Annotated in this window: 12 protein-coding genes, 1 tRNA gene and 2 pseudogenes; 10 read left to right on the forward strand and 5 right to left on the reverse strand. The window is 57.7% G+C overall.

Going from position 1 to position 12434, the window contains the following annotated elements:
• Positions 1-68: 68 nt before the first annotated feature.
• Positions 69-323, reverse strand: a complete 255-nt coding sequence (locus tag FHX08_RS24595; RefSeq protein ID WP_132656028.1) for a DUF2934 domain-containing protein — start codon at positions 321-323, stop codon at positions 69-71.
• A gap of 177 nt (positions 324-500) precedes the next feature.
• Positions 501-2030 (reverse strand): MFS transporter, encoded by a 1530-nt coding sequence (locus tag FHX08_RS24600; RefSeq protein ID WP_132656030.1) that lies wholly within the window; start codon positions 2028-2030, stop codon positions 501-503.
• A 170-nt stretch (positions 2031-2200) separates the two neighbouring features.
• Between FHX08_RS24600 and FHX08_RS24605 the strand changes: the two genes are divergently transcribed.
• From FHX08_RS24605 to FHX08_RS24625, 5 genes and pseudogenes are all read left to right on the forward strand, one after another.
• On the forward strand, positions 2201-3124 hold the full coding sequence (locus tag FHX08_RS24605) for a LysR family transcriptional regulator (RefSeq protein ID WP_132656032.1): 924 nt from the start codon (positions 2201-2203) through the stop codon (positions 3122-3124).
• Between the two features lie 78 nt (positions 3125-3202).
• Positions 3203-3523, forward strand: coding sequence for a hypothetical protein (locus FHX08_RS24610; RefSeq protein WP_132656034.1), 321 nt, complete (start codon positions 3203-3205; stop codon positions 3521-3523).
• A gap of 204 nt (positions 3524-3727) precedes the next feature.
• Complete coding sequence (locus tag FHX08_RS24615; protein ID WP_132656036.1) at positions 3728-4861, forward strand: PspA/IM30 family protein; 1134 nt, start codon at positions 3728-3730, stop codon at positions 4859-4861.
• Positions 4862-4867: 6 nt separating this feature from the next.
• Positions 4868-5517: pseudogene (locus FHX08_RS24620) on the forward strand (OB-fold-containig protein).
• Positions 5514-7211: a flotillin family protein gene (locus FHX08_RS24625; protein WP_245508327.1), complete on the forward strand. Its 1698-nt coding sequence runs from the start codon at positions 5514-5516 to the stop codon at positions 7209-7211. The pseudogene FHX08_RS24620 and the gene FHX08_RS24625 overlap by 4 nt, the downstream one beginning before the upstream one ends.
• A gap of 213 nt (positions 7212-7424) precedes the next feature.
• Here the strand turns inward: FHX08_RS24625 and FHX08_RS24630 are convergent, their stop codons facing one another.
• Together FHX08_RS24630 and FHX08_RS24635 are read right to left on the reverse strand one after the other, a co-directional pair.
• Positions 7425-7838 (reverse strand): hypothetical protein, encoded by a 414-nt coding sequence (locus FHX08_RS24630; RefSeq protein WP_132656038.1) that lies wholly within the window; start codon positions 7836-7838, stop codon positions 7425-7427.
• A gap of 126 nt (positions 7839-7964) precedes the next feature.
• Positions 7965-9596, reverse strand: a pseudogene (locus tag FHX08_RS24635) (ArnT family glycosyltransferase); the annotation flags it as partial.
• Positions 9597-9645: 49 nt separating this feature from the next.
• Here FHX08_RS24635 and FHX08_RS32105 point away from each other — a divergent pair.
• Entirely contained in the window at positions 9646-9921 is a 276-nt protein-coding gene (locus tag FHX08_RS32105; protein WP_184327718.1) for a hypothetical protein, read from the forward strand.
• 131 nt (positions 9922-10052) lie between these two features.
• Here FHX08_RS32105 and FHX08_RS24645 read toward each other — a convergent pair.
• Positions 10053-10142, reverse strand: a tRNA-Ser gene (locus tag FHX08_RS24645).
• Positions 10143-10446: 304 nt separating this feature from the next.
• Between FHX08_RS24645 and rplU the strand changes: the two genes are divergently transcribed.
• From rplU to FHX08_RS24665, 4 genes are all read left to right on the forward strand, one after another.
• The gene (rplU, locus tag FHX08_RS24650; RefSeq protein WP_007824851.1) at positions 10447-10764 is read left to right on the forward strand and encodes a 50S ribosomal protein L21; all 318 of its coding nucleotides are present in this window, start codon (positions 10447-10449) and stop codon (positions 10762-10764) included.
• Positions 10765-10798: 34 nt separating this feature from the next.
• The gene (gene rpmA / locus FHX08_RS24655; RefSeq protein WP_113429721.1) at positions 10799-11068 is read left to right on the forward strand and encodes a 50S ribosomal protein L27; all 270 of its coding nucleotides are present in this window, start codon (positions 10799-10801) and stop codon (positions 11066-11068) included.
• A 125-nt stretch (positions 11069-11193) separates the two neighbouring features.
• Positions 11194-11850, forward strand: coding sequence for a GNAT family N-acetyltransferase (locus tag FHX08_RS24660; RefSeq protein ID WP_132656040.1), 657 nt, complete (start codon positions 11194-11196; stop codon positions 11848-11850).
• Positions 11847-12434 carry a GNAT family N-acetyltransferase gene (locus tag FHX08_RS24665; protein WP_132656042.1) on the forward strand — a complete coding sequence of 196 codons (588 nt, stop codon included), beginning with the start codon at positions 11847-11849 and terminating at the stop codon, positions 12432-12434. Before FHX08_RS24660 ends, FHX08_RS24665 begins: the two co-directional genes overlap by 4 nt.

Here is a 12434-nt window from a genome sequence, read left to right on the forward strand (position 1 = left end):
GCTCCGGGAAGTGGCAAGCGGTCTCCTTATGCCTTTCCTGACACGAAGCCGCGTTCTTCTGACCTGTCTTAAAGCACTGCTTTCCGCTGCCGCTCGTCCTTGACTTCGAAGACCGGCTCCTCACAAACTCGCATCAGCCGCCCCGCTGCCTTCAGCTTCTCGATGAGATCGCTCCCATCGGCTGAAGCCTTGGTTGCTTCGAGCTGCTCGAATTCCCTGAGCGCCTGCGCCCAGTGGCTTTCACCCCGACCATGCGGCCGGCCTTCCCCTTCCCAGATGGCATATGCCCGTTGGCTAACCCAATCATCTCGATTACGACTCATTGCAAAACCTCAGCCGGTAAAGACGCATACGCAATATCAATATGAATAAAGGTGCCAGCTGGGACTTTAGGAGTCGTTACTGCCACATGTAACTTCGCAGGATAAATTGTGTCGGGAAGAGTAGTATTTCAGTAGCTATAGTTAAAAGGGCGGAAACATTCATCCGCCCTCATATGTTCAAACAGCGATAGACTCTTCGGCCATCTCGTCGGTTTCGCCACTACCTCGCCCCATGAATGTAAAAATGACGATTGCCGTCAGGATGGTAATGCCGGTCAGAAACCACAGAAGCAGGCTGAAGGCATTATTATAGGCATGGATGAGTTCCAGTTCGCCGATACCAGCGAGGGCCTGGCCTGCGCCTTTCAGGTCGCCGGTTGCCAATCGTTGTGCTGCTTGTGTCGCTTCATGGCTTGATCCGAGAAAGGATCGCGTCAGCGCGGACAGGGCAGCGCTGACGATGGCAAGCGCCACGCCTTCACCGGCAACGCGGGTCGTGCTGAAAATTCCGGTTGCCATACCGGCCCGCTCCTTCGGCACGACGCTGACCGCAAGTCCATCCATGAGACCCCAGGGCAGGCTGATGCCGATACCGATCGTTAGCAGAGGTGCGATAAGCACCACATGATCCGAACCGACGGGAATATGGGCGAGCCAAAAAAGACCAGCTGCCGAGATGATGAGACCGACGCTACAGATCGTCGCTGCCGACAGCCATCGGGTCAGCAATCCCGCCGCGATCGGCAGGATGAGAAGCGGGCCGGAAAGCGCGATCATCATCTGCCCGGCAGCAACTGCACTCAAGCGCTCGATACCGACGAGGCGCACCGGCAGCAGGATAAGCAGGACGACGAATGCATAAGCGGGAGCGGCCGCCAAAAGCTGCACACCGACAAAGCGAGGGTACCGGAAAAGCGTCAGATCGAGCATCGGTCGCTTCACGAGGTGCTCGATCAGGCAAAAGAGGGCCATTAGCAGCGCCGAACCGAGAAGGAGCCCAAGCGTGAGAACGTCACTCCAGCCGCTTTCCGGCGCCCGCAGCACGCCATAAGTAAAAAGCGACAAAGCCAGCGTGAAGCTAACCGCACCCGTCCAATCGAGTCCCCTTGCCTCGGGGTCGCGGGTTTCCGTCAGGAATATCGCCCCGAAAGCGAAGGCGATGATGGCGAGGCCGACAACGAGTATGAAGATCGCGCGCCAGCCGAAGGCTTCGATCATCATGCCTGACGCCATCGGTCCGAACGCCAGGCCAATGCCAAAACTTGCGCCGACGAGACTGAAGGCGCGCATGCGCTCCTTTCCATCGAATTCCTGCGCCAGCGATGCCATCCCGCCGGAAAAGGCCGCGGCCGAGCCGAAACCCTGCAGTGCGCGAAGGCTGTCGAACCAGACGATATCAGGCGAAAAGGCAAGCCCGCCGGAAAACAGGATGAAGGCTGCAAGGCCGCATAGGAAGATGCGCTTGCGGCCATAACTATCTGCCAAAGCGCCGGCGGCCATCAGCGTACTGCCGAAGGTGAGCATGAAGGCATTGGTGACCCAGTTATGGGCTATGGGACTTCCGCCAAGCTCGGCACTGATCGCCGGCAAGGCGACAGCAGGCCCGGTAAAGGTGAGCGGCATAGCCGCAGCCGCGGAACACACGGCGATTAGAACGAAGATTTTTTCTGCAATACTCGTTGGCTTGAACTTGTGAGTGACGGTCATGAGATATCCGCTGGTTCGAGGATGAGGACGCGCTTTGGAGCTGCGTGCGGAAGAGGCGTCGAAACGCCTGGACTTCGAATGCGGAAAGCAGCATAAATTGAGGATAATTCTTCGATAACCTACGGTTTGTTCCGGTCATAACGGAAGAAACTGCTCGAATGGATCTGTAAATGGATCAACCACTGAGTGGCTTGGCAGCCTTCGTCAGAACAGCCGACCTTGGGAGTTTCGTCGCTGCCAGCCGCGCGCTTGGCCTTTCACCCTCCGCTGTCGGAAAGGCTGTCACAGCGCTCGAATTGCAGCTCGGTGTTCGTCTGTTCCAGCGCTCAACGCGGAGTTTGCGATTGACGGAAGAAGGGCGGCTGTTTCATGAACGCTGCCGCCGCATTCTCGACGATCTGGAGGATGCGCAAGCTTCACTCGCTCAGGCTGTCGCCACCCCTCGAGGCCGATTGCGCGTCAGCGTACCGCTGGTCAGCTATCACCTGATCCTGCCGATTCTGCCGGAGTTCGTGAGCCTCTATCCGGAAATCGAACTGGATCTCGACTTCAACGACCGTATAGTCGACCTGATCGAAGAAGGCGTCGATGTCGCGATCCGCAGCGGGACCTTGCCGGACTCGAGATTGATGTCGCGCGCGCTTCGCCCTTTTCAGCTATTGCTATGTGCGGCCCCGATCTATCTGGAGAAACATGGCACACCGGATTGCCCCCGTGATCTCGAAGGCCATCTGAGCGTCCGGTTCAGGTTTCCGAATTCGGGAAAGCTGCAGCCTTGGCCGCTCAGCCTCTCACCCGACCATCCGGAAATCAGAACCCGCACCGTGCTCACATGCAACAATATGGAAGCCCTGCGCGGAGCCACCATTAGCGGAATGGGCATTGGCTGCATGCCGGATTTCCTCGCTCGCGACCCGCTGGCCGATGGCAGGCTGCGAACCGTACTGGACGCCCACATCGATGCCCCCGCCCAGTTCCATCTCCTCTGGCCATCCAACCGGCATCTCTCACCCAAGGTCCGCGTCCTCGTCGATTTCCTTAGCGAAAAACTGTTCTCCGACCGGTGTGAGAATTACGCGAAAGAAGAGCTATAGCCGCCATCTTTCGAAACCCTGAACGATTGCACCATTACAAATGACTGCATATAGCGACAGCAATCAGGGAGGAATAAAGTGCGTTTTATCAGGAACTGGGTCATTCCCATTCTTTGTTCGGCATTCTTTGCATTGATCGGCTTGATCCTCCTCGGGCTTCCGGGGGTAAATACAATCTTCACCCCCGATGGCGAGCCACTGGCCGATGGAGACTTCACTCCGGAACTGGCCAAGTCCATCATTGATGGGGGAAGAAAGTTCGACAGCTATCTCGATGTCTACGAAGTTCAGCTTCCCGGCGAGCCTTTATACTGGTCGATCGCCGTTCTCGCCCTTATGGCCTTCATTGGTTATCGCTTCGGAGCGATACTCAAAACGCCTAAGACAACTCGCACCTGAATCGTCAGCGTCCCTTACCTCACGAATGCCGATAGCCAGAGGTCGACCACCCGCTTTACCGTCATCCGTGAGAAACGTCTTACAAAGCAGAGCGAAAATCAGCGCGATTAAGATACACGCCTGCAGATTCTTCAGGAAATAAGTTTCAACCGAAGACTGAAAATATTCCTTGAAAGCACGAAAGCAGTGCTTTGTATTTCTGGCATGGCTCAAACAGCACATACATCGATTTTGCGCTACGATCTTTCGCCTGATCCTGAAGCAAAACACGCTCTCGACGAGACCTTCGCCGCTTATGCGGCAATGTTCACTGCGCTTGACGAGATGCTGACGGAAAAAGACGGGTCTAATCTCGTTACGCTTCACGAACTGGCTTATGAGACGATCCGGGAGAAAACCCGTCTGCCGGCTAGGCTGGTCACCCTCGGACTGCGCGACTTCGCAGCCAATCGCAACCATCCGATAACACCGGCAAGACTGCCTCTGGATGAAAAACTGTTTTCGATAAAGGGACCCACAACACTGTCGCTCGCTACCGTTCGTGGCCGAATGGTCGTTCCTTACGACGTGGCAGGCTACTCGAACGGGACGATCAGCATTTTTGCGGCTCAACTCGTCGCCGACGGCGGGGCCTATCAGATCGATATCGGCGTCACCCCGCATGCAAACCGAAGGGAGATCAATATCATGACAAGTGAAGGGATATTGTCGCGCGTCGGTCGTCTTATCGCCGGACTTGCGAATGCTGCAGTCGACAAAGCCGAAGGGATAAACAAGATCGCCGTCGTCGAACAGGCGCTTCGCGACATCGATTCTGCGGCCGATGAGGCCCGCGTGGACCTCGGTAAGTCCCGAGCGGAAGAATATCGCATCCAGACACGGCGCAGTGAGATAGAAGCTGATCGGCGCGCCCTCGATGACAAGATCCGTACGGCCATCTCGACAAGTCGGGACGATCTTGCGAAGGCAGGCGTTGCAAGACAGATCGATCTCGAGGTGCAGCTCGCAGCACTCGACAATGCCCTATCGGCCGTCAGAACGCAGCTTGATGAGGGCCAGCAGGCGCTTCACGCCATTCTGGCTACGCGCCGCGAGGCGGAAGAAAAGCTCGCGGCTTTGAAGCATCGCCTCCAGCACCTGCCTGAGGCTGCCGCAGCCGCATTCGGCCGAACCCGATCGACAGACGGAGCATCGCGCGCAGCCGCAGCCGTCTCCCGCCTCACCGGAGTTCCCTCCGAGGGGAAGGGTGCAAGTGTGGAATTGGAGGAACTTGACCGCCTGCATCGCGAACAGGCAATCGAAGCCCGGCTCGCACAACTCAAAGCAGGTCAAAATTAAACGCTGATGGACCTTTTCCTCGATCCTCACTCCGCCCCCTTTGCGGTGGCTGCGATCATACTGGCTGCGCTAACCGTGCTGGAAATGTGCTGCCTGCTGATCGGCTTTTCGCTAAGCGAATTGATCGGAAAGGCATTGCCCGACGACCATGGCGGCGGATTGTCGGGCCTCCTGTCATGGCTCAACTATGGCGGGGTTCCGGTTCTCGTCCTGCTGATGCTGTTCCTCGGTATGTTTGCCTAAACGGCTTCGTTCTTCAGGCGATAGCACGAACCATTTGGTTGCCCTTGCCGCCGCTCCTGGCTGCGGTGCCAGCCTTTCTCGTCGCTATTCCAGAAGTCCGGTCCCTGACGAGGATCGTCGCGCGGCTCGTGCCGCGTGATGAAACCTATGCCGTCGACCTCGCGGAATTCATCGGAAGGACCGGCGAAGTGACTGTCGGACCGCTTGATCACGGCCTGCCCGGCCGGATTCGTATCAAGGACCAGCACGGCAATTGGCATACATTCCGGGCTAAAGCTGCGCCGAACGAACCTTCGATGGCAACCGGCGCTCAGGTCCTCATTGTTGACCACGAATCCAATGTTTTCATAGCCATCACAGCGCCGTCAGACGTGTTGAAGGCGCCAGACACACATACTGGGGAGATACTATGATATTCGATCTGTTGTTGCCGGCCATTATCGGCTTGGTTCTGATCCTGGGCATTGGCCTGGTTTTCGCAACGCTTTATACCCGATCCAGCCGGGACGAGGCTTATGTGCGCACCGGTCTGGGCGGTCAGAAGGTCGTACTTGATGGAGGCTCGGTCGTCCTCCCGATCTTCCAGTCGATAGCACGCGTCAATCTCAAAACGCTGCGGCTCGAGGTACGGCGCGGTGAAGGTGATGCACTCATCACCAAGGACCGTATGCGGGTCGATATCGGTGCGGAGTTCTATGTCCGCGTCAAACCGGACGCCTCGTCGATAGCCCTCGCAGCGCAGACCCTCGGCAATCGCACCAATGATGCGGAACAGCTGCGGGTTTTGATTGAAGCGAAATTTGTCGACGGTCTTCGCTCTGTCGCAGCCACAATGAACCTCGATGCACTGCAGGAGCAGCGCATGGATTTCGTCAAGGCAGTGCAGGAAGCCGTCGGTGCTGACCTGCAATCGAACGGTCTTGAGCTGGAGTCGGTCTCTCTGACCCGCCTGGACCAAACCGACATCAAACATTTCAATGCCAACAACTTCTTCGACGCGCAGGGTCTCGCAACACTGACTCGCATTACCGAAAGCCGTAAGAAGGAACGCAACGAGATCGTTCGCGATACGGAAGTGGCCATTGCCCAAAAGGATCTCGAGGCGCGCCAGCAGTCGCTGGCGATTGAACGCACCAAACGCGAGGCGGAACTGAACCAGGAGCGTGATATCGCCAACAAATCAGCCGCAACGCGTGCAGAAACTGCCCAGCAGGAGCAGGCTGCAAAACGTGCGGAAGAGGAAGCTCGCATTACCACCGAACAGGCGATTGCCGAGCGTGAAGCTCTCGCCAAACAGGCCCGCGAAAGCGCAAATATCGACGCATCCCGCGCCGTCCAGCAGCGCGATACCGAAGCTCGGCGCGACCTGCAGATCGTTTCCCAGGAAAGCGCGATCGCCGTCGCCACAAAGAGCCGCGAAGAGTCCGAGGCGAAGGCAAAGGCAGAAGAGGCAAGAGCCCTGGCCATCGCGGCAGAAGAAAAGGTTTCGACCGCAAAAGCCGTCGAGATCGCCGAACGCGAACGCCAGATCGCCGTCATCGACGCCCGCAAGAAGGCCGAAACCGAAGCAACGGCCGTAACCGTCGGCGCCGAGGCCGAAAAGCAGGCTGCCGTCGACCAGGCGGACGCCATCAAGACGCTTGCGATAGCAGAAGCAGACGCTGCGGTCATCAAGGCGAAAGGCATTCTGGAAACCGGCAAAGCGGAAGCCGAAAGCGAAGCCTTGTTGAACGAGGCCCGCAACCGGTTGAGCGCAGCGATCATCGATTACGAAATCCTGCGCGAGCGCATCCGCATCATTCCGCAAGCACTGGCAGAGGCAGTAAAGCCGATCGAGAAGATTTCCGACATCCGCATCTTCGATACCGGCGGTATGTTGGGACGCGGCGGCGATGCTAAAGGCGGAAATATCGGGCTCGGCGATGGACTTGCCGGCCAGTTGCTGAACTACCAGGCGAACAAGCCTATTCTCGACCAATTGCTGAAAGAGGCGGGCTTCGTCGGAGACAATGTCGTTTCCTCTCTTCTTGGAAACCTGCAGTCCGGTTCGGTGACCCAGTCGGAACCCACTTTGCTCGATGCCGATCTTAAAATCGACGGTCTTTAAAACTGACCGGAAATTGGAAGCGGAAGGGCGGGTTGCCCCCGCCCTTTCTTTGGCGCGTCGCAATCCCGGCACATCCGATTATCGGCGCTTCAGCCGAGGTGCTCGCGCTTGATTCGGATCGAGGGCAGAAGCTGTGGCCTGTGGGCTTATATTGTGGTTGACGACGCATGACCTCGCAGAGGGCCGCGACGAGACGATGGCTTCTGAGCTAATCTACGGGTTTCCCTCGCATGAAATCATGTACTGGGTAACGGTCGCTTTATGATCGCTTCGAACGTATTGAGACTTCGCGTTCTCAATTAACTTAGACTGCGTCAGCGTCGTAAAACTCGATATCGAGTGGATCAGATAATGCTCCGTGGTAAAGCCGTCCTCACGTTCAAAGACATGCCCGCATAGAATACCGAGTTTGGCTTTGTCGTCATAGAACGACGCGCATATAAGCTCGATGGTCTCTAAGGTGCCGTCGTACGCTTTATAGCTAAACACCCCAGCGGAGTCTTTGACCAACAGAGCCTCCTGCTGGCCGTAGGGGTCATCTCCAATCCGCTTGCATATGAGTTCTGCGTTTGCGCTTCCGCCAGATACGAGCAGCAAGACGAAGGTTAGCACCCCTGTGAATTTCACCTTTTGCGTCTCCCATATAGTCTTTCGGAACTCCAACTGAATACCGCTTGTTGGTTCGGGATTTCACAATGGCAATAACGCAATTTGGGTGTCAACGCTCCAGCGCCCGCAGCGGCGTCGCAGCGCTCATGGACGGGTGATCCTGTAGATCAGCAAATCATCCGAATCCACAAGCTTGGTTGCAGTCCTGTCCAGATAGTTGATGACCCCCTCATGATGCTCGACGAACAGCCGGTTCTCCTTGTCGGTGGCGTTCTTCGCCGCGCCGAACAGATCTGCACCTTGCGCGCGCAGTTCCTCGAGCTGCGAGATCGCGGTGGCATCATCCGCGACGAATTTCGACCACTCGACATCGCCTCCGCCAGGCGGGAACACCCAGCCGCGCGCCCTGCTGTAGTAGATTGCGACAGGATCGCCGACCTCGGGTGCGATGGCGACGACGAGGTCGCCCGGCCGCGCCAACCGCGCCAGTTCCTCGCCGAGCAGCATGCCCTTCATGGCGACTGGCTTCTTCATCGCCCTGACGAGGGGAAAGGTGGACCAGACAAGCAGGACCGCCGTGATACAGATCGAGCGAAGCACGACCGCCGGCGTTAAAATTGTTCTCGATGAAAGCGTTGCCAGAAGAAGCGCGCCGTGGCCGCAGAACATCGCGACCGGCACATGGAAGATGTGGAAGTTCCACACGTTGCTGGTGATCTCTACCGCCGCCGCCGGATAGAGAATCGTGGCCGCAGCCAGCCACACATAGGGAATGGCCGAAAGAGTGCGCTGCTTCAGGTCTTCCGCAGGCCTTGGCGGCATCCACAAACCGACCACGAACAGCATCATGAACGGATATCCGTAGAACCATAGGACAGAGGTGTTCCATGCGGATTTTAAGTAGAACCTGTCTTTGACATATGTCCAGAAGCCGCCATCCCAGATATAGCCGCCAGTGCCGGCGACATGAAACGGCGGATAGCTGCGGCCGAGATAAATCGCCCAGCTGAAATAAGCGCCAATAATGGCCAGGCTCAAAACCCCCGAGAGGAAGACCCAGGTCGCCTGCTTTCGTTTCTTCTCCAGAATCCAGCAGGCCATCAGATAGAAGACGACCGCGCCAGCGGCGATGCCTGGTGGCTTCGACAGCGCGCCGAGCGAGAAGCTGACCGTGGCGAGCGGCAAGAGCCAGCCGCTGCCCCCTGCCCAGTATTTGGAGAACAGCCAGACACCAAGAGTCACCAGCGCCAACATTGCGGGATCAGGAAGAAACGAGCTGTCGATCATGATAGCCGCCGGCATCAGCGCGTAGGCAAGTGCCGCCGCGTGGGCGTGCATCTCACCCCAGCATAGCGCCGTTAGCCTGTGCAGCGAAAACACCGTCACCAGCCCGAAGAAGGCCGCAACCACCCGGCCGAACCAGTCGTGCCAGCCGAAGAGCTGGTAGAGCAGGGCGGTGAGATAGCTGACGATCTGGAACTCACGGCCCTGATAGCTTGGCCCAGGCCCGGTCCAACTGACCTCCGGAAAGAGGATGTTCCAGCTGCGCTGCTGAAAATTGTCGGCCATCATTGCAGTACTTGTCTCGCGCCAGCTGAAGCCGTCGACCAGCGGCAAGGTGATCTTGTGGAACCTGAAGACGATCGCAATAATCAGAATCCCCAGCAGAATAGCCGTGTTGAGGCTCAGGTAGCGACGAGCAGCCGTCTCCCTGCCAGCCATCTGCAGGCGATATTGCTGACCTTCGACCTGATTCAATTCCACGTCGTCCGTCATCTGAAATCGTATCCTCGCTGACGCCCGACACGGTATGATATGCGCCGGCATGGATCGAGAGGAAGATTGGGCTGAGCGGAATTTTGCTGCCGGCACGGCCGGCTGCGAAGCGGCTTGGAAGGCTTGCGGGGCGGCTTTGTCATGCCGGCAGTTCACCAGCATTGCCTGGAAAAGCAATTCGCCCAGATTGATTACCGATGCCATCCCTCCGTGCGAACATGACAAGAACATCAGCGAAGCGGCTGTCAAACATCCCCAACGTCAGATGAGAAACATTTTCAACAAGTTGATTTTATCGGAGAATTCGGTGTTTGGGCTTCGCTGAGGTGTTCAAAAACAGAAGAGCCGCCGCACCGTTGCACCATAAGCTGGGCTATCGCTGCGCATGGTAGCAGATGGTCCCGAACCATTAGATATTTCAGCAGCTTGATGGAAAATAAAGTGCTTGAAGCGTTATGGCGGAGAGGGTGGGATTTGAACCCACGATACCCTTGCAGGTATGCCGCATTTCGAGTGCGGTGCATTCGACCACTCTGCCACCTCTCCGCGGTCTTGGTCGGCGCTTGTTCGGCGCGGGCGTTCTCATAACGAGCAAATGACAGACTGGCAAGCCGAAATCTCAAGCTTTTCCATCCTTTTGCCTTGACACCTTTTTGTCACTCGCGTATCCCGCTTTCGCAATAGGAGTGGAGTAATCCGCCCCTTGCCCGCCTCGCGCTCGCGCGGGGTTTCACCGGCAGACCAGAGTTCCGGGCTAGTTCCCTGAAATCCCTGCTTAACTTCGACTGATAAAAAGACAGCCACCTGCCTTTTGCGGGGAGAGCTGGATCGAACATGAAAGGATAAAATAATGTTCGCAGTCATCAAGACCGGCGGTAAGCAGTATCGCGTGGCAGCCAATGACGTGCTGACCATCGAGAAGCTTGAAGCCTCCGCTGGCGACTCCATTGAATTCACCGAAGTTCTCGTGATCGGCGAAGGCGCCGACGCGGCGATCGGTGCGCCCTTCGTAGCCGGCGCCTCCGTCAAGGCGGAAGTCGTCGACCAGACCCGCGGCAAGAAGGTCATCGCCTTCAAGAAGCGTCGTCGTCAGAATTCGAAGCGTTCGCGCGGCCATCGCCAGCATCACACGGTTGTCCGTATCACGGACATCGTGGCCGCCAAGTAAGATCAACGGGTTTCAGGTTTAAAGGAGAACTCCAATGGCACATAAAAAAGCTGGCGGTTCCTCGCGCAACGGTCGCGATTCCGAATCCAAGCGCCTCGGCGTGAAGAAGTTCGGCGGCGAGAACGTCGTAGCTGGCAACATCATCGTTCGCCAGCGCGGTACCCAGTGGCATCCGGGCGCCAATGTCGGCCTCGGCAAGGATCATACCATTTTTGCGCTTACGGCTGGCAATGTGGACTACCGAACGAAGGCCAATGGTCGCGTGTACGTGTCTGTAATGCCGAAAGCGGAAGCAGCGGAATAAGCCGGTAGCGCTCAAAAACAGCCGGCGTCTCATCGACCCGGCTGACCGTACCAGGTTCAGTCCAGAAAACAGGGGAGATGGGGCGCCATCTCCCCTTTTTCTTTGTCCAAACAGGAGGACTGAACATGCAAGGCGAATTGATAAGGGTTGACCAATCACGGTCATCCCGGGAAGACCAGCGGTCTTCCATGGAACGGCTGAGGCCGGAGCGGTTAAGGACCGATTGCCCTGTCTTGTTATCGGAAAGGCTCGTCATGCGCGCGCCCCATGAAGAAGACATTGACGCCCTTGCCCATCTCGCCAACAACGCCAAAGTCGCCACCATGGTATCGCGTATGCCGCACCCCTATACCGCCAATGATGCCGCCGACTTTGTTTGGCGTACGCGAAATGGCGAGATTGGCAAGTGCGTCTATGCCATCACCAAGGCCGAGAATGGCGCCTTCATGGGCTGCTGCGGAGTAGAACCGCACACCGATGAGAGGACTGTCGAGATCGGCTATTGGCTGGGCGAGCCGTATTGGAACCAGGGTTATATGACCGAGGCATGCCATTCGCTCGTCGATATGGTGTTCAGGACAAGGCAGCAGGTCGAACAGATCGACGCCCGTTGCCGGGTCATGAACGTCGCCTCGCGCCGGGTCATCCAGAAGTGCGGCTTCCAGTTCCAGGGATCCGGCCTTGCCGCTTCGCTGGCGCTCGGCAGCAACGTGCCGGTCGAATGGTATCGGCTCGACCGCAAGACCTGGATGTCGCTGAGAAGCTGGGGGGCAATCTCATGAACGCCGTTACCCTGCAGAGGCCCAGGACCAAGCCCATGATGCCCGGCCCCGCGCCGGTCATCACGACCGCGAGGCTGACGCTCCGCCCCCACAGGTTGAGCGACGCTCCGGCGATTGCGGAATCGCTTTCCGATTTCGCGGTCACCAGAATGCTGGCCCGCGTTCCCGCCCCCTTCGACCGACAGGATGCGCTGGACTGGCTGATCCCGGTCACGTCGGGTGTAATGCCTGACTGGAACTTGGCGATAACTGGCAGTGACGACGTTCATATCGGCAATGTGTCGATCGAGCTTCGTCACGGCCGCTGGCACCTTGGCTACTGGCTGAACCGCTACTACTGGCGGCAAGGCTATATGAGCGAGGCGGCAGAGGCAGCGTTGGAGCGTTTCTCGCGGCGCATGCCCGACGTGCCGGTTCATTCGGGCGTCTTTGCCGACAATCCTGCATCGCTCCGGCTGCAGGAAAAGCTCGGTTTCCGGATGACCGGCTGCAGCGAAATCTATTCTTTCGCTCGCAACACGATGGTCGCCCATATCGAAACCGTGCTGCAGCCCGGCGCGCTGCAGCAGCAAAAGGTCGCCTGA

The organism is Rhizobium sp. BK529, from assembly GCF_014194105.1.
GTDB lineage: Bacteria > Pseudomonadota > Alphaproteobacteria > Rhizobiales > Rhizobiaceae > Rhizobium.

What these genes read in the sequence shown, in the direction of transcription:
- FHX08_RS24660 (WP_132656040.1), top strand. Translation starts at nt 11,194, where the DNA reads ATGCAAGGCGAATTGATAAGGGTTGACCAATCACGGTCATCCCGGGAA.
- FHX08_RS24665 (WP_132656042.1), top strand. Translation starts at nt 11,847, where the DNA reads ATGAACGCCGTTACCCTGCAGAGGCCCAGGACCAAGCCCATGATGCCC.
- rplU (WP_007824851.1), top strand. Translation starts at nt 10,447, where the DNA reads ATGTTCGCAGTCATCAAGACCGGCGGTAAGCAGTATCGCGTGGCAGCC.
- FHX08_RS24595 (WP_132656028.1), bottom strand. Translation starts at nt 323, where the DNA reads ATGAGTCGTAATCGAGATGATTGGGTTAGCCAACGGGCATATGCCATC.
- rpmA (WP_113429721.1), top strand. Translation starts at nt 10,799, where the DNA reads ATGGCACATAAAAAAGCTGGCGGTTCCTCGCGCAACGGTCGCGATTCC.
- FHX08_RS24615 (WP_132656036.1), top strand. Translation starts at nt 3,728, where the DNA reads ATGGCTCAAACAGCACATACATCGATTTTGCGCTACGATCTTTCGCCT.
- FHX08_RS24625 (WP_245508327.1), top strand. Translation starts at nt 5,514, where the DNA reads ATGATATTCGATCTGTTGTTGCCGGCCATTATCGGCTTGGTTCTGATC.
- FHX08_RS24605 (WP_132656032.1), top strand. Translation starts at nt 2,201, where the DNA reads ATGGATCAACCACTGAGTGGCTTGGCAGCCTTCGTCAGAACAGCCGAC.
- FHX08_RS32105 (WP_184327718.1), top strand. Translation starts at nt 9,646, where the DNA reads ATGGATCGAGAGGAAGATTGGGCTGAGCGGAATTTTGCTGCCGGCACG.
- FHX08_RS24600 (WP_132656030.1), bottom strand. Translation starts at nt 2,030, where the DNA reads ATGACCGTCACTCACAAGTTCAAGCCAACGAGTATTGCAGAAAAAATC.